Annotated in this window: 19 protein-coding genes; 16 read left to right on the forward strand and 3 right to left on the reverse strand. The window is 56.8% G+C overall.

Annotated elements, in window-relative coordinates; translation table 11 throughout:
* The first annotated feature begins 336 nt into the window (after positions 1–336).
* Together QMZ18_RS19705 and QMZ18_RS19710 are read left to right on the forward strand one after the other, a co-directional pair.
* Entirely contained in the window at positions 337–1,119 is a 783-nt protein-coding gene (locus QMZ18_RS19705) for an MOSC N-terminal beta barrel domain-containing protein (protein WP_282608062.1), read from the forward strand.
* Positions 1,116–2,204, forward strand: coding sequence for a ferredoxin--NADP reductase (locus tag QMZ18_RS19710; RefSeq protein ID WP_282608063.1), 1,089 nt, complete (start codon positions 1,116–1,118; stop codon positions 2,202–2,204). Before QMZ18_RS19705 ends, QMZ18_RS19710 begins: the two co-directional genes overlap by 4 nt.
* Before the next feature lie 92 nt (positions 2,205–2,296).
* Here QMZ18_RS19710 and QMZ18_RS19715 read toward each other — a convergent pair whose 3' ends face one another.
* Both QMZ18_RS19715 and QMZ18_RS19720 read right to left on the reverse strand, forming a co-directional pair.
* Positions 2,297–3,517, reverse strand: coding sequence for an MFS transporter (locus QMZ18_RS19715; protein WP_282608064.1), 1,221 nt, complete (start codon positions 3,515–3,517; stop codon positions 2,297–2,299).
* Between the two features lie 109 nt (positions 3,518–3,626).
* On the reverse strand, positions 3,627–5,702 hold the full coding sequence (locus QMZ18_RS19720; RefSeq protein WP_282608065.1) for a 4Fe-4S dicluster domain-containing protein: 2,076 nt from the start codon (positions 5,700–5,702) through the stop codon (positions 3,627–3,629).
* 274 nt (positions 5,703–5,976) lie between these two features.
* Between QMZ18_RS19720 and QMZ18_RS19725 the strand changes: the two genes are divergently transcribed.
* The 14 genes from QMZ18_RS19725 (at position 5,977) to QMZ18_RS19790 (ending at position 23,683) form a co-directional block, all read left to right on the forward strand.
* On the forward strand, positions 5,977–6,513 hold the full coding sequence (locus QMZ18_RS19725; RefSeq protein ID WP_282608066.1) for a DUF3305 domain-containing protein: 537 nt from the start codon (positions 5,977–5,979) through the stop codon (positions 6,511–6,513).
* Position 6,514: 1 nt separating this feature from the next.
* A complete protein-coding gene (locus tag QMZ18_RS19730) occupies positions 6,515–7,288 on the forward strand; it encodes a DUF3306 domain-containing protein (protein WP_282608067.1) in 774 nt (257 codons plus the stop codon).
* A gap of 343 nt (positions 7,289–7,631) precedes the next feature.
* The gene (locus QMZ18_RS19735; RefSeq protein WP_282608068.1) at positions 7,632–8,249 is read left to right on the forward strand and encodes a molecular chaperone; all 618 of its coding nucleotides are present in this window, start codon (positions 7,632–7,634) and stop codon (positions 8,247–8,249) included.
* Positions 8,250–8,395: 146 nt separating this feature from the next.
* Complete coding sequence (locus tag QMZ18_RS19740; protein ID WP_282608069.1) at positions 8,396–8,620, forward strand: twin-arginine translocation signal domain-containing protein; 225 nt, start codon at positions 8,396–8,398, stop codon at positions 8,618–8,620.
* Between the two features lie 70 nt (positions 8,621–8,690).
* Entirely contained in the window at positions 8,691–11,567 is a 2,877-nt protein-coding gene (locus tag QMZ18_RS19745) for a formate dehydrogenase subunit alpha (RefSeq protein WP_282608070.1), read from the forward strand.
* 14 nt (positions 11,568–11,581) lie between these two features.
* Entirely contained in the window at positions 11,582–12,178 is a 597-nt protein-coding gene (gene fdh3B, locus QMZ18_RS19750) for a formate dehydrogenase FDH3 subunit beta (RefSeq protein WP_282608071.1), read from the forward strand.
* Between the two features lie 147 nt (positions 12,179–12,325).
* On the forward strand, positions 12,326–12,532 hold the full coding sequence (locus QMZ18_RS19755; RefSeq protein ID WP_282608072.1) for a hypothetical protein: 207 nt from the start codon (positions 12,326–12,328) through the stop codon (positions 12,530–12,532).
* Positions 12,533–12,723: 191 nt separating this feature from the next.
* Positions 12,724–13,848, forward strand: coding sequence for a formate dehydrogenase subunit gamma (locus QMZ18_RS19760; RefSeq protein WP_282608073.1), 1,125 nt, complete (start codon positions 12,724–12,726; stop codon positions 13,846–13,848).
* 1 nt (position 13,849) lies between these two features.
* On the forward strand, positions 13,850–14,257 hold the full coding sequence (locus tag QMZ18_RS19765) for a hypothetical protein (protein WP_282608074.1): 408 nt from the start codon (positions 13,850–13,852) through the stop codon (positions 14,255–14,257).
* 151 nt (positions 14,258–14,408) lie between these two features.
* Positions 14,409–15,767, forward strand: coding sequence for a cytochrome C (locus tag QMZ18_RS19770; protein WP_282608075.1), 1,359 nt, complete (start codon positions 14,409–14,411; stop codon positions 15,765–15,767).
* 66 nt (positions 15,768–15,833) lie between these two features.
* Positions 15,834–15,962 (forward strand): hypothetical protein, encoded by a 129-nt coding sequence (locus QMZ18_RS19775; protein WP_282608076.1) that lies wholly within the window; start codon positions 15,834–15,836, stop codon positions 15,960–15,962.
* A gap of 528 nt (positions 15,963–16,490) precedes the next feature.
* Complete coding sequence (locus QMZ18_RS19780) at positions 16,491–16,664, forward strand: hypothetical protein (protein WP_282608077.1); 174 nt, start codon at positions 16,491–16,493, stop codon at positions 16,662–16,664.
* Between the two features lie 297 nt (positions 16,665–16,961).
* On the forward strand, positions 16,962–20,225 hold the full coding sequence (locus tag QMZ18_RS19785) for a M10 family metallopeptidase C-terminal domain-containing protein (RefSeq protein WP_282608078.1): 3,264 nt from the start codon (positions 16,962–16,964) through the stop codon (positions 20,223–20,225).
* A 464-nt stretch (positions 20,226–20,689) separates the two neighbouring features.
* Positions 20,690–23,683 (forward strand): M10 family metallopeptidase C-terminal domain-containing protein, encoded by a 2,994-nt coding sequence (locus QMZ18_RS19790; protein ID WP_282608079.1) that lies wholly within the window; start codon positions 20,690–20,692, stop codon positions 23,681–23,683.
* Positions 23,684–23,837: 154 nt separating this feature from the next.
* Here the strand turns inward: QMZ18_RS19790 and QMZ18_RS19795 are convergent, their stop codons facing one another.
* Positions 23,838–25,349, reverse strand: a complete 1,512-nt coding sequence (locus tag QMZ18_RS19795) for a bifunctional UDP-sugar hydrolase/5'-nucleotidase (protein ID WP_282608080.1) — start codon at positions 25,347–25,349, stop codon at positions 23,838–23,840.
* Between the last annotated feature and the right edge of the window lie 66 nt (positions 25,350–25,415).

The following is a 25,415-nucleotide window of genomic DNA, read 5'->3' on the forward strand; positions in this document are numbered from 1 at the left end:
TGCACCTATACCAGAGGCCCAAATCGACATAAGCAACCCTAAAACGGATGTTTTGGAATAAAAACCTGACATAGAGGCCGGCACCGTTTTATCGGCACGGCAGAGGTTCTTTACTTGCAAGGTTCAGGATCGCGAGATCCATGCTTCCAATGTTCCATGCGAGACTGTCGCGCCTGCTTACAAGCAGAACAAACTCCCTATTTGCTCAGATACAACAACTGCACTCCCGTATCCGAAGGCTTTGTCCCTCCTTTGGTAGCGTTGTGAGAAATTCTGGAATATGGGACCATTGCTCATCGGCGTATCAAGTGAGGTGATGACAAAGGAGCTTGGTGCATGAAAATAGGAACAATCGAGAGTATCTGGCGCTATCCGGTAAAAGGCATGCGGGGGGAAGAGATTTCCCATGTCTATACGGGTTTCGCCGGCCTGATGGGCGACCGGGTCTACGGGGTGATTGCCGCGGACGGCGATCCGGCCTTTCCCTGGCACACGGGCCGAGATCAGGAGGAATTCGTTCTTTACGAGGCCAGCTTCCGCTCCGGCGACGCGCTGCTCATGCCGGAGAACCTGGACGCCTTCGAGGGCCTGGCGCCCGGCATTAAACCGGTCGACCCGAGCGCCGAAGCCTTTAAGGTTGACGTGAAAACGCCCGGTGGCGCCACCAACGACATCGACAGTCCGGAATTCCTGGCAGACCTTCAAGAGACCGCCGGCCGGTCGCTGAAGGTACATATGACGCAGAAGGGGCAGCATGACTGCCGCCCGGTCTCGATCTTCTCGCTGTCGGCTGCCGCTAAGTTGGGCGAGGAAGTCGGCATGGAGATCGATAAGCGCCGCTTTCGGGCGAACTTTTATGTCGAGTGGGAGAATCAGGACGATCCCTACTATGAATTCTCGCTGGTCGGAAAAAATTTGAAGATTGGAGAGCGTCTGGAAGTGGCGGTGATCGAGCGTGATCCGCGCTGCAAGATGATCACGCTCGACCCCGATACTTCGGAGGAATCGCCGAAGCTCTTGCAGCATGTCAGCCGGAACCATGGCGGCGATGCCGGAGTGTTCGCGGCGGTTCTGCAAGAGGGCCGCGTGAAGAAGGGTGATCCGATTTTCCTGACATGAACGACCGTCAAGAAGATGAAGACGCCGCCGGGCCGTCCTACCACAGGCTGACGGTAAGGGCGGTCCGCGATGAAACAGCGGATGCCAAAAGCTTCGTGCTCATTCCCGAGCGGCATGAGACGGCGCTCTATCGTTACAGGCCGGGGCAATTCCTGAGCTTTCGTATTCCTCATGAGGTAGGTCCGATAGTCCGCAGCTACTCGCTGTCGAGTGCGCCCGGCACGGATCCCGATATGACGGTCTGCGTTAAACGCGTGGTCGGCGGGCGCGGTTCGAACTGGTTCAACGATCACCTGCGCACCGGTGCGCGTATCGAAGCCACGCGACCGGCCGGCCGTTTCGTCCTGCGGGACAACGACAAGCCATTGCTGCTGATTGCCGGGGGCAGTGGCATCACGCCCTGCATATCGCTCATCAAACAGGCCTTGGCCGAGACGGGGCGGCGCGTGAAGCTGATCTACGCAAATCAAAACGCCGCCTCGGTGATTTATCGCGCGACTTTGGATCTGCTGGAGAGCCGCTTTGACGGGCGATTTACATGCCAGCATTGGCTGGATGACGATCGCGGCTTCCTGACCGCCGACGACGTCATGGCCGCGGCGGAGGGATGGGAATGCGCCGACAGCTATATCTGCGGTCCTGCTCCTTTGATGGATATGACCGAGGAAACCTTGGGCCGGCAGTTCGGGGGTGATGCGGTAATCCTGACCGAGCGTTTCCTGTCGCCTGATGATCCTGTCCAGCCTGCCGTTCCTGCCTCGGCGGAACCTGTTCCGGCACCCGCGGCAGCGTCGCCCTTTGTCCAGCACGCGTGGTTCCGGCTGTCGCTTGACGGCGAGGACCATTCCGTGCCGATTGCCGAAGGCCAGACTCTGCTTCAGGCTGCGCTCGCCTTCGGGGTCGACGTGCCCAGTTCCTGTACCGAAGGGCATTGCGGAACCTGCATGGCCCAACTGCGCTCCGGTGAGGTAACGATGGCATCGACCCGGGCGCTGTCGAAACGCAATATCGCGCGGGGTTACGTGCTTGCCTGCCAATCCACGCCTTCGTCGACCGCCGAGATCTGGTTGGATTTCGATCTCTGAGGTGCAACAGATATCAGGTGCCGGACCGACTCTGACTACACGTCGGTAAGGTGATTCCGCGTGCAGTCGTTCATGACGGAAACGATCAAAAGCTAAATTTCAGTAGGCGTGGGGCGAGGCGAAAGGCTGGTGTAGCTATTCACATTTCGAAGCTGACTGAACAACGCGGCGGCAAAGGAACAACAAAAGGCCAGGAGAACGAACATCATACCGGCGCGCGGTGACAGAGTTCCGACGATAACGCCGCCAGCCAGCGCGCCGAGAGGGCGCACGCCGTAAATTGCCGTTTGGATGACTGCGTTAACACGCCCGAGCATGTGACCCGGTGTCACGAGTTGTCGGATCGAGTTTTGTGTGATGAGCCACATGGCGGGACCGAACCCCACCAGAAAGAAGGCGGCATAGATGGCTTCGACGGGGCCTGTTGCCGGAATGCAGAGCAGTGCCAGTGCGGCCAGCAGCGAACTCCCCGGCCCAAAGAGCAGGATGACGTTGGGAGAGACCCTGTGGGACAGCCGGCCTGCCATCCAGGATCCGGCGACGGCTGCGACCCCAAAGGCTGACAAGGCAATTCCAAAAACACCTGGGTCCATGCGATAGAATTCGACGATGAGCGGCACCATCACGACAAGCAAGGCGGCAAAAGCCAGGTTCCAGAAAACGGCGCAAAGCGAAATCGGGCGTAGCAGCTGATGGCGAACAACGAACCTGCCGCCTTCGATAATCATGCGCAGCACGTTCTCTTTTTTTCGGGAAAAGCCATCGAAGTGCGGTAGACCGGCGACAAAGAAAAAGGCTGTTGCTGCGCATACGATGGCTGCCGGGAATATAAATCTTGCCGTATTTTCGTCGATGAGAAGGCCGATGGCGAGGGGGATGGCAAAGGAGGAAACCGCGCGCGGAATCTCGATCCTTGAGTTCGCTTTGGCGAGCTGGGTCGCTGCAGCAATGCGGGGGATGATCGATAGACTCACGAGGACGAACAGAACGATTCCGAAGCCGGATAGTGTTACTGTAACTGCGAACCAGATTGCACTGACGGCATAAACACTCACCGCGACGCCGGCAAAACCCAGAAATGAGATTGCCGTTGCCGCGATGGCAACATACTTGGCCTGAATCTCGTCCACGATCAGCCCTGAGGGGATCGATCCCAAGAGGTGCGCCATTGATTGGCAGGCAACAAGAACACCGATGAATTCAGGGGACGCTTTAAAGATCAAAGCGGCAACAAGCGGTACAGACACCAGCGCAATCTGATCCGCCACGTGCATACCGTAGGCCGAGAACGTCAAGCGATTGAGTGTCTGCATGGGCACTGCCTTCGTAGGTTTTTCAGAACCTAGAAGGCAGATGCTCTAAGCGGCTATCCGTTTCTTGTGCGCTCGTGTTTTCAAACGGACAGGTTGAGGACCGGCGCGTTTAGTTCTCGTTCTCCCGCTCGGCCTTAACTTTGGCCCGTGCCTCTTCGATTTCGCGTTCACGCAAATAGTCGTCGGTTGTCTTGGGGATCGGGCGGTCTCCAGAGACGAAGGGGCTGTCCTTGGCCTGGAACTGAGAGACAACGCGGCAGTCTTCGCACATCTTGATGCGCTCGATGGCTTCCGGGTTCTGGAACATGGAATGCTTGTTCCCGAGCTTCTCGACAATCTTCTCGATTGAGCCTTTGGAGCCGAAGGGCTTGCCGCAGCTGACGCATTCAAACGGCTCTTCTTCTTTTACGACCTTGGCGTTACGCGCATCGGGCGTAAAGTTCATGCGTGGCTCCAACGCCATCACACTTTCCGGACAGGTCGCGACGCAAAGACCGCACTGGATGCAGGCGGATTCCTGAAAGCTGAGCTGGGGCTTATCCGGGTTATCGATCAGCGCCCCGGTTGGACATGTGCTTACACAAGCGAGGCAGAGCGTGCAGCCCTCGGCGCCGATTTCGACCGAGCCAAAAGCTGCACCGCCGGGGAGGGGCAGCACGTCGATCGGGGCCGGAGCCTTGGCATGGAGGTGCTCAACGGCCATGCGCGTGTTTGTGCGTTTACCGCTCATCAGCAGGAAGGAGGCGGTTTCGGCCTGATTGCGCGCAGTGAGTTGACCGAGGCGTCCGGCAAGCGCGTCCGGATCTGTTTCGATCAGAAGATCGGTTCGGCCGCCGCCATAACCCAGGCCTTCCATGACCGCTTCGGCCATGCCTATCTGGGAGGCCAGGCCCGCCAGTTCGCTTTGTTGCTGTGGCGAGGCCAGCAGCAAGACCTGGCTTGTTCCATAGGCATAAGCAGCAGATATAATGTCGAAGCCGACCTGGGTGACTTCGGTGACCGCGAAGGGAATAACATTGGCCGGCAACCCAGCGCCGAAGCGAGCGACCAGGCCGATCAAAGGCGCGCCGTGCTTTTCGTCGTGGATCAGCAGGATCGGGGCTTCACCGCCCGCGGTCCGATAACTGGTCAGCAAAACGCGCAGACGTTCCATAATGTCCGTGGCGGCGGGAACTGCGTAACCCGCGGCGCCCGTCGGGCAGACCGCGCTGCAGGAGCCGCAGCCGGCGCAGACGAAGGGATCGAACTCTACGACGTCGCCGGCGGGCGCAATTGCGCCGGTTGGGCAAACCTCCAGGCAGCGGGTGCAACCCTGTTTGCGACTGCGCGAGTGGGCGCAGATATCGGCATCGAACTTGACGTAGAGCGGCTTCTCGAATTCACCGTTGAGGTCGCTGAGTTCGAAAAGGGCGCGTTGTACCGCTGCCGGGTCACCGGGATCAGGCCGGAAGTAGCCATCGCGCTTTTCGGACGCCGTGAAGAGAGGCGTGCCGCCGCAGAGATCGAGAATCAGATCGCATTTCGAAGCTGCGCCGTTCCGGGGCGCTTCGAACGCCATGGCGCCACGGGCGGAGACGACACTGGGGGCATAGTCGTCAACGATGATCTCGAAGGCACCGAAATGACCCTTTGCCCCGGCGATGGTTCCTTTAAAGATGGGCACGTCCATTACCTGCGGCGGAACGATCTCGGCAGGCTTGGTCAAGAGAACCGTAACATCGAGCCGATCCGCGAGCTGGCGGGCGGCTTCGATAGCGGTTTCGTCTCGGCCGTAGACCAGACACGCACCTTCGGACTGCATGGTGACGCTGGGGGCCGGCTTGACCGCGACGGCGGATTCCGCGAGTAAGGCGGCAATTTTGGGCGTGGCTTTGGCGGCCTGGTCGGACCAGCCGGCGGTCTCTCGAATGTTCACGAAGCGGGCATCGCCTTCATAGCCGGCTTCTTCGAGGATCTCTTCAAACAGCGGCGCTTCCTGCGTGCAGGCGATGGTGATTGCTGCACCCGAGGCAGCGGTACTCTGTAGATCACCGATCTGGGCGCGGCAGAGCTGCGAATGTATTTTAGCTGAGCCGTCCTTGCCGCAGGCCTTGGCCAGTGCGTCCCCGCGCAGTGGCATGGTGTTTTCGCAGTTGCAGATGAACAACTGCCTGTCGTCGTTCTCCATCGATCCGCCGTTTCCCATAGATACTCTCTCCTCGCCGTCCTGACTTTTGAAGTGTGATTGCTACCTGCCAAAATCTCACACGTTCGGCTCCGTCTTCTGTACAGATTTATGCAATATGATGCATATCCCGACGATCAATCGAGCTGACAACAGCCGGAGTAGAGCACAGAGCCACGGCTGTCAAAACTCAAACATGTGAATGGGAGTTCGTCTCGAACCTTCACTTAAGCGCTACTTGTCGGGAGAGGATCTTTCGCCCAGACTGTTCAAAGGAACAAGGACAGGCGTAAGTATGGACAAAGAGCTTTCGATGCCGTTGGGCGTTGTCGTCGAACGGCGCGAGATCGATAATCCCTGGCAGGACTGGAGTTGGCGGCCGGTGGCCGTGATTCCGGGAGCGCCCGAAGTGGAGGCCTGGACCGAGCTGTCGAGAGATGCGGTTTCTGTGCGTTTTCATGCCGCCACGCTGCCGGTTATTCTGCACCGCCAGGAGACCGAGGCTTATCGCCAGAACTTGTCGAACAATCCGCCCGTGGTCTATGTGGTTCTGGAGCCTGACCCCCAGGAAGACGCTGTCTATGACTATAAGCCCGCATCGGTCACGGTTTCACCTTACGAGGCGCAGGATTCGCTCGATTCCGGGGAAGAGATTGTCGAAGGGGTCACTATGCCCGATGGCATGATCGCCTGGGTTCAGGCCTTTATCGATGCGCATCACGTCGACGAGCCCTTTAAGAAACGCAAACGACGTCGCTATGCGACCCATGATGTCGAGTTCGGCAAGCCACCGCCGGTGAGCAAGAAGCGAAACAGCGGGGGTGATCACTAGGGTGGTTGGCGATAAGGAATTCCCCAACGATCTGCCGAAAGCCGCCGCCGAAGGCTCTGCTGGCGACGAAGGTTTTTTGCGCCGCTGGTCGCGCCGCAAGGGATCTCAGGTGAAAGCGCCGCTGACACAGAAAGCCCCAGGAGTGGAAGAGGCGGTGGCAAGCCTCGCGGACCCGACTGCGGATGGTCTGATGGAACAATCCACGGAAGTTCCCGTGGAAGCTCCCGTCCGGGGACGCATGATCACTTCGGCACCGGGGGAAAGCTCAAAACCCGCCGAACCCGACGAGGATGCCGATGTTGATGAAGCGGCGCTGCCTGAGATCGAGGAGTTGGAGGCGGATTCGGATTTTACGCCATTCCTGAAAAAGGGCGTTTCCGAGCAACTGCAACGGCGCGCCTTGAGAAAGCTCTGGCTCTCAGACCCGGTGCTGGCGAATGTCGACGGTCTGCTGGACTATGGTGATGACTTCACCGACGCGGCGATGGTCGTCGAAAACCTGAAAACCGTCTACACGGTGGGGCGCGGGATGGTTCCGGAACCGGCCGAAGAGGAAGAAGTAACGGAAGATCCGGCAGAGGCGGAAATTCAGGAGCTTGCTGCCGATCAAACCGAAACGCCCGAAGAAGGCGATATGGCGCCGGGCTCCGGTAAAGAGACGGACAAAGTTGACGACACGGAACACGACGTCACGCAGCTTGAAAGTAATGAGGAAGAGTCCCTCGAAGAAGGCGCTCGCAGTGACCTCGAACCACTGGCTTCACCCAAAACTTAGTGCGTTTATCCGGCATATTCGAGACACCGATTCGAAGTCTTCGTAAGTGAACGTTCGAATGATTGGTATAATACCTGTGCCACTTAGCCATTATTCGGGCCCCAAATCTGTTCGCATGCTGAATAATGCATTCAAAATTCTCTGTGAACGTTTTCATTGAATAGGAAGCATTGTTGCAGTGCACACGGAGAAAACACGCAAATACTTAAGTAAATGCTGCAGCGCACAATTTTCATTATCATTTTCTGGGTAAAGCGTCACAGCAAAGTGTTGAGCCTGAATTCGTTAATTGTCATAATCTGAACACATCAAGAATAAGAAAACACAGGGGCGCTCTTACGGAATGGTTCACCCATCCGCGGTGTCAGACTCAGAGCCTTTGTCCGAAGAGGACATTTTAAGGGCACAAATGTACCGGTTTTTGGCGCGCCTGCTGGCGGCGCCACCGGATTCGGCCACGCTTGAGGCTGTATCACGCCTGAAGGGCGATGATACGGATCTGGGGCAGGCTTTGAGTACGACTGCTCTGTTGGCCGGAAAAATGTCCGTCGCCGATTCCGAGCGGGAGTACAATGCTCTCTTCATCGGATTGGGCCGCGGCGAACTTGTCCCGTACGGCTCTTACTATCTGGCCGGCTTTTTAAACGAGAAGCCGCTCGCCAAACTCCGTCAGCACATGATCCAACTTGAAATGACCCGGGCGGACGATGTTTCCGAACCGGAAGATCATATTGCGTCACTGTGCGAAATGATGGCCGGGATGATCGACGGCCTTTATGGCGGCGAAGACAATCTACATGGGCAGCAGGCGTTTTTCGAAACGCATCTTGCGTCCTGGGCGCCTCAGTTCTTCCAGGATCTGGAGGGCGCGGAAAGTTCTAAACTCTATGCTCCGATCGGATCGGTCGGGCGAGTGTTTATGGAAATCGAAGCGACTGCATTCAAGATGGTCGCCGACTAGGAGTGTGAAACGAAGGTAACTGACAGCTTGTTCGAATCCGTGTGAAGAGGTGTTGGGTTCGAACGCATCCGTTAAGAGGTCGACAACTTACGGATGTTGCATTTTGAGACGTCGCAGCGTGCCGGCCATTCGATCTGAATTGGCCAATGACACAAAAAGAAGAGGTGGATCCTATGAACGAGGAACGGGCAGAAAAAGTCGCGAAACGCCGCGATTTCCTGAAGCTAGCCGGCCTCGGCGTTGTTTCGGCGGGGGCTGGTTTAGCCGTCGCGTCGAAGGACGGCGAAGCGGCGGAGGTATCAGCCAACGGCGGTGCCGACTATCGCGAGACGGAGCACGTTAAGACGTACTACGAACTCGCGCGCTTCTAGGCGATTTTCCACCAAAGATTCAGACACGACCCGGCCTGGAACCCCTGCCGGGATTGAGTGGGAGAGAAATATGCTCAGGAAAAAAGTAAACGGAGCGTCGAGAAGCCCGCGGCTTTCGAAAGCTCTGGCCGGTTTGACCGGTGGCGCTATTGATCGCCGTTCCTTCCTCCGCCGTTCCGGTTTGACCGCCGGTGGTTTGGCTGCCGCAGGCGCCATGGGTGGCGGTATGGTCAAAAAGGCCGAAGCCCAGTCCGCAGGGACGGGCGGCAAGATGGAGATCGTGAAATCGGTCTGCACGCACTGCTCAGTCGGCTGCACGGTCCTCGCTGAAGTCGTCGACGGCGTCTGGGTCGGCCAGGAGCCCGGCTTTGACAGCCCCTTCAACCTTGGTGCGCACTGCGCCAAAGGTGCATCGGTGCGCGAGCACGCCCATGGCGAGCGCCGCCTGAAGTATCCGATGAAGATGGTCGACGGCGAATGGAAGAAGCTGTCGTGGGACGACGCCATCAACGAGATCGGCGATAAGATGCTGTCGATCCGCAAAGAGTCCGGCCCGGATGCGGCTTACTGGCTCGGTTCGGCGAAGCACAACAACGAACAGGCCTATCTGTTCCGTAAGTTCGCGGCCTTCTGGGGCACGAACAACGTGGATCACCAGGCACGTATCTGTCACTCGACCACGGTCGCGGGTGTTGCAAACACCTGGGGCTACGGCGCCATGACCAACAGCTACAACGACATCCACAAGAGCCGGGCGATCTTCCTGATCGGCGGTAATCCGGCCGAAGCACATCCGGTGTCGCTGCTGCATCTTCTGAAAGCTAAGGAAGAGAACAACGCGCCGCTGATCGTTTGTGATCCGCGCTTTACCCGCACGGCCGCGCACGCCGACGAGTTCGTCCGCATGCGTCCCGGAACGGACGTGGCCCTGATCTGGGGTATCCTCTGGCATCTCTTCGATAACGAGTGGGAAGACAAGGAGTTCATTCGCCAGCGCGTCTGGGGCATGGATCAGATCAAGGGTGAAGTCGCCAAGTGGAACCCGGAAGAGACCGAACGGGTCACCGGTGTCCCGGGCTCTCAGCTCAAGCGCGTTGCACGCCTGATGGCCAACAATCGTCCCGGTACCGTGATCTGGTGCATGGGTGGTACGCAGCACACCAACGGCAACAACAACACCAGGGCCTACTGCATCCTGCAGCTGGCACTGGGCAACATGGGCACCTCCGGCGGCGGCACCAACATCTTCCGCGGCCATGACAACGTCCAGGGTGCCACCGATCTTGGCGTGCTCTGCCACACCCTGCCGGGTTACTACGGCATCAAGGCCGGTTCCTGGAAGCACTGGTCGCGGGTCTGGGATGTCGATTACGACTACATGCTCGGCCAGTTCCAGGACGAGAAGTTGATGCAGACTGCCGGCATGCCGGTGTCGCGCTGGATCGACGGCGTTCTTGAAGACAAGGACAACATCGATCAGCCAGACAACGTCCGTGCCATGGTGTTCTGGGGACATGCTCCGAACTCGCAGACTCGTTTGACCGAGATGAAAGTCGCGATGGAGAAACTCGACCTGCTGGTCGTGGTCGATCCTTATCCGACGGTTTCCGCGATCCTGCATGACCGTAAGGACGGCGCTTATCTCCTGCCGGCCTGTACACAGTTCGAAACCTACGGCTCGGTGACGGCTTCCAACCGTTCGATCCAATGGCGCGACAAAGTCGTCGAGCCGCTGTTCGAATCCAAATCTGACCACGAGATCATGTATCTCCTGGCCGAGAAGTTCGGGTTCGCCGACGAGATGTTCAAGAACATCGAAATCAACGGCAAGGAGCCGCTGGTCGAAGACATCACCCGCGAGTTCAACAAGGGGATGTGGACGATTGGTTACACCGGGCAGTCGCCGGAACGCCTGCGCAAGCACATGGCGCACCAGCACACCTTCGACCGTACGACGCTGCAAGCGAACGGCGGGCCTTGCGACGGTGAGTACTACGGTCTGCCCTGGCCGTCATGGGGCACGGCGGAGATGGGCCATCCCGGTACGCCGAACCTCTACGATATCTCCAAGCCTGTTGCGGAAGGCGGTCTGTCGTTCCGCGCACGCTTCGGTGTCGAGCGGGAAGGCGACAACCTTCTAGCTGAAGGCTCCTATCCGGTCGGTTCGGAGATCAAGGACGGTTATCCCGAATTCACCATGGCCATGCTCAAGAAGCTGGGTTGGGATGGCGATCTGACGGATGACGAGCGTTCCGCGATCGACGCGGTGGCCGGTGACAAAACCAACTGGAAGACCGACCTTTCGGGCGGCATCCAGCGGGTTGCCATCAAGCATGGCTGTTCGCCGTTCGGTAACGCCAAGGCCCGGGCCGTGGTCTGGAACTTCCCGGATCCTGTTCCACTGCATCGTGAGCCGCTCTACACACCGCGGCGCGATCTGGTGGCCGACTATCCGACCTATGAAGATCGTCAGATGTACCGTCTGCCGACCATGTATGCGTCGATCCAGGAGAAGGATTTCGCAACCGACTTCCCAACCGTGCTGACCTCAGGACGGCTGGTCGAATATGAAGGCGGCGGCGATGAGTCTCGCTCGAACCCCTGGCTTGCTGAACTTCAGCAGGACATGTTCGTTGAGATCAATCCCTACGATGCCAATTCCAACGGCATCCGTGACGGGGTCATGGTCTGGGTCCATTCGCCGGAAGGCTCCAAGGTCAAGGTCATGGCCATGGTGACTGAGCGGGTCGGACGCGGTGTTGCCTTCATGCCGTTCCACTTTGGTGGACACCTGGAGGGTGAGGATCGAAGGCACAAGTATCCTGCGGGCGCCGATCCTTATGTGCTCGGTGAATCGTCGAATACCGCTCAAACCTACGGGTACGACTCGGTGACGAACATGCAAGAAACCAAAGCTACGCTCTGTCGTATCGAGCTGGTGGCGTAAGGAGGAGCTGAGAAATGGCTAGAATGAAGTTTCTTTGTGATGCCGAACGCTGCATCGAATGCAACGCCTGTGTCACGGCTTGTAAAAACGAGCATGAGGTTCCCTGGGGCGTAAACCGCCGCCGCGTCGTCACCATCAATGACGGCAAACCCGGCGAGCGTTCCATCTCGGTGGCCTGCATGCACTGCTCGGACGCGCCTTGTATGGCGGTTTGCCCGGTGGACTGCTTCTATCAGAGCGACGAGGGTGTGGTTCTGCACTCGAAGGACCTCTGCATCGGTTGTGGTTATTGCTTCTACGCCTGTCCTTTTGGCGCGCCGCAGTATCCACAGGCCGGCAACTTTGGCTCTCGTGGCAAGATGGACAAGTGCACCTTCTGTAATGGTGGCCCGGAAGATAACCACAGCGAGACTGAGTTCCAGAAATACGGCCGAAACCGTCTTGCCGAAGGCAAGCTTCCCCTCTGCGCCGAGATGTGTTCGACCAAGGCTCTGTTGGCCGGTGACGGCGACATGGTTTCCAACATCTACCGCGAGCGTGTCGTTGCCCGTGGCTTCGGATCCGGTGCCTGGGGCTGGGGAACGGCCTACCAGGCCAAAACCGGCGGTTGATATCAACCCCGGGAGTGCGAGTGTGTTTGGGGGGCGGCTTTGTGCCGCCCCTCTTCATAAGAGCCTGAATTTGTCTCGCTAAATGAGGCAATAAAAATGTATCTTGCTGAAGATAAACGGGTTTTTTGTTACGAGAGGGACATAGCGTTGAAGAAGACGAAACAGTCTCGGCGCGATTTCATGGCGTTTGGTGGAAGCCTGCTGCTCGGCCTGTCACTGGCCGCTTGCCGCAAGGAAGAGCAGGGGCGGGCGCTGAGCTACGACAAGGGTAGTTATCAGGGGAAAGCCGACGAAAAGCTTTCTGAAGAGGAACTGATGACTCTACGGCAGAGGGCGGCTCTGCAAAGACAATGAGACCTCTCCGCAGGTTCGACAGTGAAATCCCGTCCGGCTTGAAATGTCGATCATCGACCGATCGCCGCGAGACGACGGCATGTGCCGAACTTCTGCACGGGCTTTGACGTCCGATGAAGCGGAAAAACCAACAGATTAAATAGTGCTTTGGATGCATTGGAAGGGTGGCGATGTCTATCTTGAGGCGGAGTATGAGGGGCTTAGTCCCGGCGGTTCTGGTTCTGGCCGCGATCTACGGAGCGGTTTCGATCGCCGGCGGCCTTTGGCTGACTGACCGTGCTGCGGTCGCACAAAGCACAACAGGTGAGGCCGGGGCAGGCTCTGGAGAAGATCCCTCCAGCGGCAAGGTCAAAGGCTTTGTGCCGGGCAATACACTGGGCAACAACAGCGATACAGAGCTCTGGCGCGCGATCCGCCGCGGGGCTCAGGGCAATGTGTCCGCGCCGGGCGGTCAGGGCGGTCAGCTGATCCAGTCCGAAGGCGACAACTGGCGGGCGCTGCGCAACGGGCCGGTCTCCAAGTACGGTGTCTGGGGGATGCTCGGCATTATCGCGCTCCTGGCGATCTTCTTTGCCATTCGCGGGCGTATCAAGATCGATGCCGGGCGTTCGAACCAGACGATCCAGCGCTTCAACGCTGTCGAACGCTTCAGTCATTGGCTGATGGCCGGTTCTTTCGTGATTTTAGGCCTGACGGGCCTGAATCTGCTTTACGGCCGGTACTTCCTGCCAGACGTCGTCGGCAAGTCGGTTTTTGCCGCGCTGACTTCCTGGGGCAAATATGCGCATAACTACCTCGCCTTTGCTTTCATGGCCGGTCTGGTGTTGAGCTTTGTTCTTTGGGTCGTTCACAACATTCCAAACGGGACAGATCTGCGCTGGCTGCTCAAGGGGGGCGGTCTCTTCTCCAAAGGCAGCCATCCGCCGGCGGAGAAGTTCAATGCGGGACAGAAGATCCTGTTTTGGTTAGTGATGCTGGGCGGCCTGTCGATCAGCCTTTCGGGATTGGCGTTGCTGTTTCCCTTTGAGATTCCGATGTTCGCCAAGACCTTTGCGGTATTGAACGTTGTTGGCTTCGACTTGCCGACCGAACTCTCCATGATGCAGGAGACTCAGCTGGCACAGCTCTGGCATTCGGTGATTGCGCTGGTTCTGATGATCGTCATCGTGGGTCACATCTATATCGGCTCGGTCGGGATGGAAGGTGCGTTCGATGCCATGGGCAATGGCCAGGTCGATCTGAACTGGGCGCGCGAGCATCACGGCCTCTGGGTCGAAAAGACTTTGGGGCGGGCACCTTCTGACGGGAATCACTAGAATGATCCAGGGCGTCGTCAGAAGGATCTCGCGCTCGGGCAGATTGTTGTCGTCGGGGACGCTGGCGTGCATGGTCGTTGCCGCCTCCTCAACGCTCGCAATGGCACAGGTTCGCTCCTTGGAAGAGGTGGCAGCGAGTGTTGGTGCTGAATACGACGTCGAGGTTCTGAAAAGCGCGGAAGTCGAGATGTCTGATGGCTCTCTTGCTTACGAACTGGTGGTTATGAACCAGGGGGGAGATTTCAACGAAGCCTTTCAGGTCACGCGATTGCTGGTAGATCCCAATACAGGCAACCTGATTTCGCGCTTTCAGCATGGCAATTCCGGTTACGATCTTTCGGGAGCACCACGCTACAACCCAGGCAGAGATGGCGCGGATTCGATGTTGCGAAGAGACAGTCTGAGGTGATCACGCTCGCCATAATCCCGACAGTTACCGACGGGCACTGCCTAAAATGCTTGTGTGACACCGCGGGCCATCGTGTGGTTTGCGTTGCGGAAGGCAGACCCGCTTGCAGGGGACGGGCAGTGGATCAGGATCGGCGGGGGGAGTAGTGCGTTTGACTGTCCGGTTCATTTTGTCGATTGCGGCTCTTTACCTGGTCTTTGCGGGTGGTGTGGCGCGCGCAGATCTTTCCGGGCATGGTGGCCCGGTAAATGGCTTGGCGATTTCGAACGACGGCCGGGCGGTGCTGACTGCGGGTTTCGATTACAGCATCATCCTCTGGGATCTTGAGAGTGAGCAGGAGAGGCAGCGTCTGGAGGGCCACGATGCTGCTGTGAATGCAGTTGCTTTCCTGCCGGACGGGCGTAGGGCGGTTTCCGCCAGCGATGATCAGCTTGTCATCCTTTGGGATTTGGAGACAGGGCAGGAATTACGGCGTTTCGCGGGTCATCAAGGCAAGGTCGTGGATCTTGCGGTCTCGCCTGATGGCCGCTATGTAGCTTCATCCTCATGGGATCGCACCGTCAGGATCTGGGACATGACGGACGAGGAGGACGAACCTGCGTTGCTGCTCCAGCATCGTGCGCCGGTCAACGCTGTGGCGTTTCTCGTGGACAAGGGGCGGATCGTAACCGGCGCGGCCGACAGCACCATCAGAGTCTGGGATCTTTCGACCGGTAATCTCGTGCAACAGATGTCGGCGCACGATTTTGGCGTTTCTTCCCTGGCGGTTGCCGGGGACGGACGCCACGCCGTCAGCGCGTCAGCCGACGAAACTCTGCGCTACTGGGATCTAGAAACGGGCAGGGAGATCGCGGTTCTGCGGGGGCACGAGGGGGCAGTTCTGGCCGCGGCGATTTCCCGGGATGGACGCTTTGCGGCGTCAGGCGGTACCGACGGCAAGCTGCGGGTCTGGCGCCTGGATAGTGAATTCTATACGCCCCAGGATGTGACTTATAAGGGCGTCGTCTGGTCGCTGGCATTTACGCCGAAGGCCGATATTTTGATCTCTGCCGGCGCGGATTCTCTAGCCCGTGTCTGGCGTCTGGACGACAGCGGCAAGGAACAGAGGGCTGGCGCCGTTGCGCAGCCGGCGGCTGTGCGGGAATACGCCGACCTGCCCGGCGCCTGGCAGTTCCGGAAATGTGCAATCTGTCACAGCTTGACTGAAGACGGCGAGCACAAGGCCGGACCATCGCTCCATGGCCTTCTTGGGCGGCCCATCGGAACCGTAGAAGGTTACAGCTACTCCCGGGCCTTGAGCGGCGGCGATTTGGTTTGGAATGAGGAGAATATCGATGCGCTGTTCCGTTTGGGACCTGATGTCCTGACACCTGGAAGTAAGATGCCTTTGCAGCGGATCCCCAAGGATGAGGACCGTGCCGAACTGATCGAATTTTTAAAACTGGCGGCGGGCTATCACAGCGGATCGAAGGCGAAGGACGACGGCACCGGGCAGGGTACTAGAAACTGAGCTCTTGACGCCGGTTGACCCGGGTCAAGATCTAGACGTATAGAGATTAAAACGGGAGTGCTGAAGATGAAGGCTTTTTGGGCGAGTGTTATCGCAGCGATCGCAATTTCGGTGGTCGCAGCCGTCGCATTGGATATGGCAGACTTTTCCGCGGAAAGCGTGCATCAATCGCAAAATGGTTCGGTTCGCTTGTAAGAGACCTCGAGCGCAACAGGATCCCCTTCTGAGGTTCTAAAGCTTACTGTGTGAATCCACAGTGGATAGATTTTTATCTTCTGTGAAATAGGGTTAAGAACGCAAATTCTTCCCTGATATTTCTTATTGAAATTGAGTATTTTAATTCTGAAACTCGGTATTGATGATTTAACTGCGCCGTTTTTTAGGCCATATTGGAGCGTGAGTACTTTTGTATTGCTAAAACATTTTGGTATTAATCGATAAATTTCATCAGTAACAGGCAAATTATTTCGTATTATTTCTTGTTATCTAAAATTTAACAAAAAACATTATTCCTTCTCCGACCTTCTATTTTTATCTATTACTAACAACCATACCGCATTCTATGTAATGTAAATCTGTTGTTAATATGCCACCCCTAGATTGCATCTCGAATTAGGAATTCAACATTAGCAGGCTTGTTTGCAGGCGAATGTTGGTGGGTGGTTAACGTCGCCGGTCCGTCGGCGCGATGAAAGATGGTGCTGCAAAGACAGGGGATTGGCGATGGACACGATCTTCGGAACTTCCGGCGACGATTCACTAATGGGTATTTCAGCTTGGGGTAAGATTACTGACCTCGGCAGGAACAACACCATCTATGGCCTTGCGACGGCGACTAGCTCTTTGGCAATGATCGTGACGATATTCTTTATGGCGGCGTGGGGAATGATCTCCTGAACGGCGACAGCAAGGTGGATATCATTGCTGCAGGCGCCTTCGGCTCGATCGGCGATCTGGTCGATGATGCCGCTACCCAAATCTTCGCGGTCTAAACCTGATTAAGGCTTTCATGAGGTCATTTCCTATGCAGGCTGCGGTTTTGCATGGTTATCGAAACCTTAATGAAAAATTGAATAAAATCAGTTAATTAACGCTTCGATAACGGATGATTGAGATAGTGGTAACCGTGATTGGAACTCGCTGAACGGCTTGGTTGGAGCGTGCCTTACTGATTGGGCGGCAACGCCGAAACCAATGAAAAATGTCGCGGGTCTGCAGCAGGAGGTTGCCATTTCCCAGGTTCATAACAATACAACGGGCTACGCCTGTTGTTGCGCCGCTTGTGGCGGCGGGATTGAATCGGATCCATTCGATGCTGGTGGTGCAGTTGGTGCTTCAGGCAGTAAGCCGGTCTGGGATCTTTCGCAAATCACCAGCAATCTGACGCGCTCCAACGCCGAATGGGCCGGCGGGACAATTTCCTACAGCTTCTTCAATTCGAAACCGGCTGGTTACAGCGGTGAAGGCGACGGCTTTTCGGCCTTTAGTGCTGCGCAGCGTACGGCCGCGCGCGAAGCCATGCAGCTTTGGGACGATGTTGCCGGGGTTTCCTTCACCGAGACCAACGATGCCAGCGGCGATATCCGGTTTGCGAACACCACGACTGGTCCGGGTGTGGCCTGGGCCTACTATCCGGGCGGCGGCCGGGGCGGCGATGTCTGGGTCAATCCGAACTATTATCATAACAGCCAGCTGAACCCGGACGACTACGGCTTCCTGACCATGATCCACGAGGTCGGTCACGCATTGGGTCTCAGTCATCCCGGTGCGTACAATGCCGGGTCCGGCCAGATGATCACCTATGCCAATTCCGCGGAGTATGCGCAGGACACCCGCGAGTTCACGGCGATGTCCTATTTCAACGCCAGCTATTCCGGGGCTGACCATGTCAATGGCGGCACCAGCTTTGCGGCTTCTCCGCTGCTGCATGATATCGCGGCGATCCAGAGCATTTACGGGGTCGATACGACGACACGGACCGGCGATACGGTTTACGGCTTCAATTCGACCGCCGGGCGCGATGCGTTTGACTTTACCATCAACAGCAATCCCGTAGTTGCGATCTGGGATGCCGGCGGCACGGATACGTTGGATTTCTCCGGCTACACTTCCTACTACGCCACCGCCAAGATCGACCTGAACGAAGGCGCCTTCAGCGACACCCCTGGCATGACCCGCAATATCGCCGTTGCTTACGGCGCCAAGATCGAAAACGCCGAGGGCGGAGCCTGGCACGACCAGATTATTGGCAATGCCTTGGACAACGTTCTGGACGGCGGCAGCGGCGGGGACACCATCTGGGGCAATGACGGCAGCGACAGCCTGATCGGTGGCGCCGGTAACGATACTCTCGACGGTGGCGCGGGTGACGATTTCTTTTTCGGTGGAACGGGAGACGATTCCTTCGGCGGCGGTCTGGGGCTCGACCGCGTGGTCTATAGTTCCGACTCCAGCGATTTTTCCATCACCAAGGATCAATACGGCATCATCACGGTTGTTGACCTGAATCTCGGTGATGGAAACGACGGAACCGATCGGGTCGATACCGGTGTTGAGTGGCTGAATTTCATCGACCTGCAGATCCTAACATCAAGTATCACAGCCGCACCGGCAGCTGACATGATTGTCACGGGCTCCTCGGCAAGCGACAGCCTTGAAGGAAGTGCTGGTAACGATACGCTTTCAGGGTTATCGGGCAACGATCGCCTGTTTGGTCTGATTGGCGATGACACATTGATCGGCGGGTCCGGGCACGACACACTATTGGGCGGGGACGGCAATGATGTTGCTGTGTTCGAAGGGCTGCGCGAGGGCTATTGGATCACGTTTGACGGTGGTGGTACGGCGACGGTCCAGTACCAGGGCAAGAAGTCTGCCTATTGGGGCACGGATACGGTCGCGGCTGATGTGGAAAGCTTTACCTTTTCGGACGGTACGTGGGCGACGGGAAGCCTGCCGGCGAATGTCGCGCCGGATCTCTATATCAAAGCCAAGTCTAAGGGTGGCAAGCTTTCCGGCGGCAACGGTGACGACACTCTGATCGGACGCGGCGGCAACGACAAGCTTTGCGGCGGCGAAGGCAACGATATCCTGAACGCCAAGTCGGGCCACAATATAGCCTACGGCGGCGCCGGCGACGACCGTCTGTACAGCAAGAGCGGCAACGACAAGCTCTATGGTCAGGACGGCAACGACTACATCAGTGCCGGCGGTGGGAACGACAAGGCCTATGGCGGTGCGGGCAACGACACGATTTTCGGTGGCAGAGGCGCCGATAAGCTCTACGGCCACGATGGCAATGATTATGTCAATGGCGGTAGCGGAAACAACAAGGCCTATGGCGGGGCCGGCGACGACCGTCTGTACAGCAAGAGTGGCGCCGACAAGCTCTACGGCCAAGACGGTGACGACTACATCAATGCGGGTAGTGGGAACGACAAAGCCTATGGCGGTGCGGGCAACGACACGATTTTCGGTGGCAACGGTGTCGACAGGCTCGTCGGCGGCGACGGCGACGACTACATCAACGGCGGCAAGCACAACAACAAGCTGTACGGCGGGGCCGGCGACGACCGTCTGTACAGCAAGAGTGGCGCCGACAAGCTCTACGGCCAAGACGGTGACGACTACATCAATGCGGGTAGTGGGAACGACAAGGCCTATGGCGGTGCGGGCAACGACACGATTTTCGGTGGCAACGGTGTCGACAGGCTCGTCGGCGGCGACGGCGACGACTACATCAACGGCGGCAAGCACAACAACAAGCTGTACGGCGGGGCCGGTAACGATACGCTGATCGGCGGCAGGCATGTCGACAAGATCTACGGTCATGACGGCAATGACCTGCTGACCGGCGGCGGCGGCAAGGATACGCTCTACGGCGGCGCCGGCGACGATACCTACTTCACGGACGGCAGAGACAAGATTCGCGAGGGCCTGGGCCAAGGTGAGGACACGGTGGTCGTGGGCCGAAGCTTCGGTTTGGGCAGCAACTTCGAGAACCTGACTTTATCTGGTAGTGCGAACATCCGTGGCTATGGCAATGCAGAAGACAATGTTCTGACTGGCAACAACGGGAACAATGTTCTTTCCGGTGCCTCTGGCAGCGATACTCTAATTGGTGGTCTGGGGGACGATATCCTTGTTGGTGGAACAGGGGCGGATATCTTCTTCTTCAGCCTGCTCACCGATGCGGGGGGCGACCGGGTTGTGGATTTTAATCGATCTGAAGATATTTTGCACTTTTCGGACGTATTGGATGGGGTTGGCAACGATTTTGCCGACATCGATATGCAGATCCTATCGATCGTCAATGAGGGGGCGGGCGGCAATGTAGAGGTGAATTTCGTAAATGGCGCGGACATCATCTTTGATGGTCTTGGCAGCGGCGCCGCCGGGAACTTCAGCTCGATCGCCGACCTGGTTGACGACGAGGTAAATCAGGTTTTTGTCGTATAGCAGCGAAAAAAGTTGATTTCACATGATATGGTCTTGAGGTTTCTATTGCAGGCATTCGCCACACGCTTTCCGATGCATTAAACCTTTAGTAAGCGCTTGCTTTAAGTGTCTGAATATTCACTAAAAAATATAATTTCAGAGGTGTTTTTGCCTTAATTCTGTCATGTACGTATAATTGTGCCCGACGTGAGATATTTTCGTCTTAATAGTTGCAAGGTACCTTAAGTACTATTAATATTCCCTAACAGAGTGTTAATCGGCGTCATCAGTTTAGATATGTATGCGTGCAGGTAGTGCGGTTTGACAGAGCTTCGGGAGCTCTGGGTTTTCTCACGTTGTGTTCAGTCCGCGACATGTCCATCACACTTGCCGATGGTATTAACCGTTTTTCGGACTGATATCGCTTGCACTCTTCGAGGATGGCCAGTGTAGGCCGTTTGTTTGTGATCGAAGGGAATTAAGCCGTGGCGAAGCCAAACTGGGCACTGGATCAGATCGTCAGTAATCTCAACCGCAATGGTGAGTTCTGGGACGGACCCATCATTTACTACAGTTTTGCCTACACAGCGCCGCCGGAATACAACGGTTATAACATAGGTTTTTCGAGGTTTAACTCCGCACAATCCACCGCCGCGCGTGAAGCCATCAAGCTTTGGGACGATGTGATCGGCGTTAATCTGCATCTAGGTCATCCGGAAGCCGGCGACATTCAGTTTTTCAATGTGACCGATCCCGCCGTCCCGATTGCCGGTACGTTTCTACCGGGAACCGTTGTTGAGGGCCGCGATATCAGTGGCGACGTGTTGTTTAACCCAAACTATGCAGACCTCAACGATAGCCGAACACCCGGCACCTATGGTTTTACTGCATTCGTTCATGAAATAGGCCATGCACTGGGGCTGGAACATCCTGGCAGGTACAATGATCAGGCGTTCAGCTACGACAGAAGAGCTGAATATCGTCAGGATTCTCTGCAATACACGGCCATGTCTTATTTCGGTGCCCATGAAACGGGTGCGGATCATTTTAAGGGTAAAAATGGCGAGTATGTCTATGCCGCAACGCCTCTGCTTCATGATATTGCTGCGGTTCAGGCTGTCTATGGCGCGGATTACACGACCCGTACGGGCGACACGGTTTATGGCTTCAATTCGACGGCTGGGCGTGACGCCTTCGATTTAGACCAAAACTTCTACTCTGCCTTCGCCATTTGGGATGCCGGCGGCATCGATACCCTGGACTTTTCAAGGTATCGAAACTCCACAATCATGAATTTGGAGGAAGGCAGTTTCAGCAGCACAGCCAATATGACCAACAACGTTGCGATTGCCTATAATGCAATTGTTGAAAATGCGGTCGGTGGTTTGGCGTCCGACGTGATCAATGGCAACGAAGTTGCCAATGTCCTTGAAGGTCGTTCCGGGAACGATCGCATAGACGGTAAAGCTGGAGACGATACGATTCTCGGTGGTTCGGGAAATGACCGGATTGTCGGAGGAGAAGGTAATGATTCTCTTGTGGGAGACACTGGGAACGACGCGATGTACGCCGGCGACGGTGATGATGTCCTTATTGGTGGCGCTGGAAATGATTGGCTCGTTGGTGACGCCGGAAATGACTTCCTAGACGGTGGTTCGGGAAGAGGTGACATTGCGGTTTTTGGAGGACGTTACGCCGACTTTGAGATCACGCGTGACCATCTCGGGGTGATCACAGTCACGGATGCAAGAACGTCACCGCATAATCAGGGTGTCGATACGGTCGACGGGTCGACGGAATGGCTGAGATTTGACGACCGGCGTATCGCGACTTCCAAAATAGCAATTCCACCCGCCCCGGATATGGTTATCAATGGCACGAATTCCGCGGAAAACCTGGAGAGTGACGGAGGCAACGATACGATTTATGGGGCCGACGGCGTGGACGTTCTTTCAGGAAAGGGAGGCAACGATACTCTTTTAGGTGGCAATGGCGACGACACGTTGTTCGGAAACCACGGCGACGACACCCTTGTCGGCAATGAGGGGATCGACACGGCAGCTTTTGAAGGCAAGCGCAGCGATTACATAATTAACGATGTTGCCGGCGGCGCCGTAACCGTTGAATACCAAGGCCGGGATCCCAAAGCTAACGGCGGAACCGATCGGGTCGAGGGCGACGTAGAAAAATTTGCCTTTTCCAACGGAACCTGGTTGGCCTCGGAACTGCCCGGTAATGTGGCCGCGCCGCTTTATAAGCGTGGGAAATCGAGCGGCGGTAAGCTACTTGGCGACACCGGTGACGACACGCTGATCGGCCGCGACGGACACGACAAGATTTACGGCCGTAGTGGCGACAACCGCATGATTGGCAACGGCGGCAATGACAAGCTTTACGCTGCTGAAGGGGACGACTATCTGGCTGGAGGCAGCGGCAATGACAGGCTTTACGCTCGTGCCGGCGACGATACGCTGTCGGGTGGCAGCGGCAATGACCTGTTATACGCCAATGAAGGTGATGACGTTGTCTATGCAGGAGGCGGCAATGATAGGGTCTATGCACACGAGGGAGATGACACCGTCTACGGCGGAACTGGAAATGATACGCTGTTGGGCTATGGAGGGAACGACGTCATCAGTGCTGGCAGTGGCAATGATAGGGTCTATGGGCATGATGGCGATGATGATCTGAATGGCAGTACCGGCAAGGATACGATCTATGGGGGAACCGGCGACGATACGCTGATTGGCGGTAAGGATGCTGACAGGCTCTACGGCCAGGATGGGAACGACATTTTAACCGGCGGCAGCGGTAAGGATACGCTGTCGGGTGGCGCCGGCAATGACACCTATTTAATTGACAGAACGGACAAGATCGTCGAGGCCTTTGACCAGGGCATCGATACTGTTGAGGCGAATTTTAGTTACAGTCTTCGCAGCAACTTTGAGAATCTGGCCTTGACCGGTGCCGGGAACATCAATGGCACGGGTAATACACTGAACAACTATCTCTGGGGCAACGAGGGTGACAACCGTCTGTTTGGCGGCGCCGGTGAGGATACACTGAATGGATATCTGGGGGATGATCTTCTGATCGGCGGTGAAGATAGTGATACCTTCCTCTTCACCTTCGCTGAGGACGAAGGTAAGGATATAATTCTCGATTTCGACCGGACACAGGATGTTCTGGCCTTTGATGATGTGTTCGATGGCGCTGGCGATGACCTCGCGGACATCGCGGCACATTTGACAATTGATAACGAGGGCGAAGGTGGTGACGTTGTTCTAAAATTCAAGAATACCGACACCGAAGTGAGGCTTAGCGGCCTCGGTACTTACACTCTGGACCCTTTGACCTTAGCAGACCTGGTTGATGATGCGTCGACGCAGATAGTCACTGCACAATCCGTGGGTTTGATCGGCTTTATCACAGAAGAGAGCCAGCATAACGTGCTTAACGATAACTTTGTGATCACCTAAGTAGGTCGAAGAGCACTGAGGTTTCTTCATAGCACCGCCCTGGCGTTGCTTCAGAGTTGGACGCGGCTTAAGACTAATAAGGGCGCCGGGGTTTTCCACGGCGCCCTTTATCTAAACTCAACTCAGAGCGATTGTAGAAGCTTTCACTCCCTTGTTATTCTGCCGAAACCAGACGGTTCTCTGCAGCCGGAGAAATTTTTCCCGCGGCCTCGATGTATTCGACGACCATGAGTGCCATGAGTTGCGCGGCGGCCGGATCGATCAGGTTCTTGGCATTTTTGAATACGCTGTAACCGTCGCCACCGCCGGCAATGTAGTCGTTGGCGGCCAGGGTGTAGACCTTGGCGGTATCGATCGGGCTATCGCCGACCATCACCGACTTAACCCGCGAACCGGCAGGGGCCTTGGCATCCCAGGTCACTGTCATGCCCGAAACGCTTGGGAAACGACCGGCGCCTTTCTCGACCTGACTAAAACCATTCTCCAGCGCTGCGACGATCTGCGTGCCGGTGACTTCGAGCTTGACGGTGGTATTGCCGAAGGGCAATTCCGTCTGGATGTCGCGCCGGGTCAGAACCGTGCCGGCGTCGTAAATCTTGTCGCCGCGGATGCCGCCGCCGTTGGTGATCGCAACGTCCGCATTGACGCCCTTGCGAATGGCGTCGCTGATCAGATTTCCGATGGCGGTCTCAATACCGCGCACGGACGCCCGACGGCTATCCAGTTGCGTCGTCGTGGTACCGATTTCGACATCGAGTTCAGCGCTCAGCTTGTCGAGATAGCCCTGGACCTTGCCCGCCATCTCGGCGTCCTGCTCGATGCCCGTGGTGGGGATCGTGCGGAAACTGGGGCTCCAGACAAAGCGCTTTTTGCCGCGCTTTTCGACTGTATCCATGGTCACTTCCAGGATGCTGACGTAGTCGGCCTGGGATCCGGATTCCATCATCGCAACCTTGCCGTTGTAATAGCTCATCAGCAGATGATCGTGCCCGGTCAATAGAACATCGATCCCGGTGTCGCCGTTGACCAGATCGAAGTCTTCCTGAACATCGGTGTGGGCGAGGGCAACCACCAGATCGGCACCATCCTCGCGCAGTTTGGCGGCCATCTCACGCGCGGTTTCATCCAGTGATTTGAAGGTAACACCGTCAGGGCTGGAGATGTCGGTGGTGTCGGGCGTCACCAGACCGAAAAAGCCAATTGTGTAGTCGCCGGCATTGGCGGTCCAAGAGGCAATGGCGCCATCGATGATCTCGCCGTCGCTGTCGATGGCATTGGTGGCCAGAATTGGGAATTTGGCTTCGGCCATGCGCTCCATGGCGACCTTTGGGCCGAAATCGAACTCATGGTTACCCAGCACCATAATGTCCACGCCTGCGGTGTTCAGCAGGTCCACCATATGCGCGCCCATGTCAAAGCCGGACAGCAGGGACGGTGATATGGCGTCACCGCCATGGGTAAAGATGACGTGCTCGCCTGCTGCGCGCTCCGCCTTGACGACCGACATCAAGCTGGCGAACCCGCCCTTGCCACCGGATGCTTCCATACGGTCGAGATCGTTGGTGTGGACGAAGGTGACTTTCGTCGGTTCCGCGAAGGTTGCGGATGCCGTCAGCAAAAAAGCGACGGAGCTTGCGATCGCGGTTGTCCTGATAGGAAGACTCATGTCCCTCTTACTCCCTGTTTGTTCCATTGGTCGTCAGTTTACACGCGAAACTAGATTTCTGACTAG

This window comes from Pelagibius sp. Alg239-R121 (assembly GCF_947331435.1).
Taxonomy (GTDB): Bacteria; Pseudomonadota; Alphaproteobacteria; order Kiloniellales; family Kiloniellaceae; genus Denitrobaculum.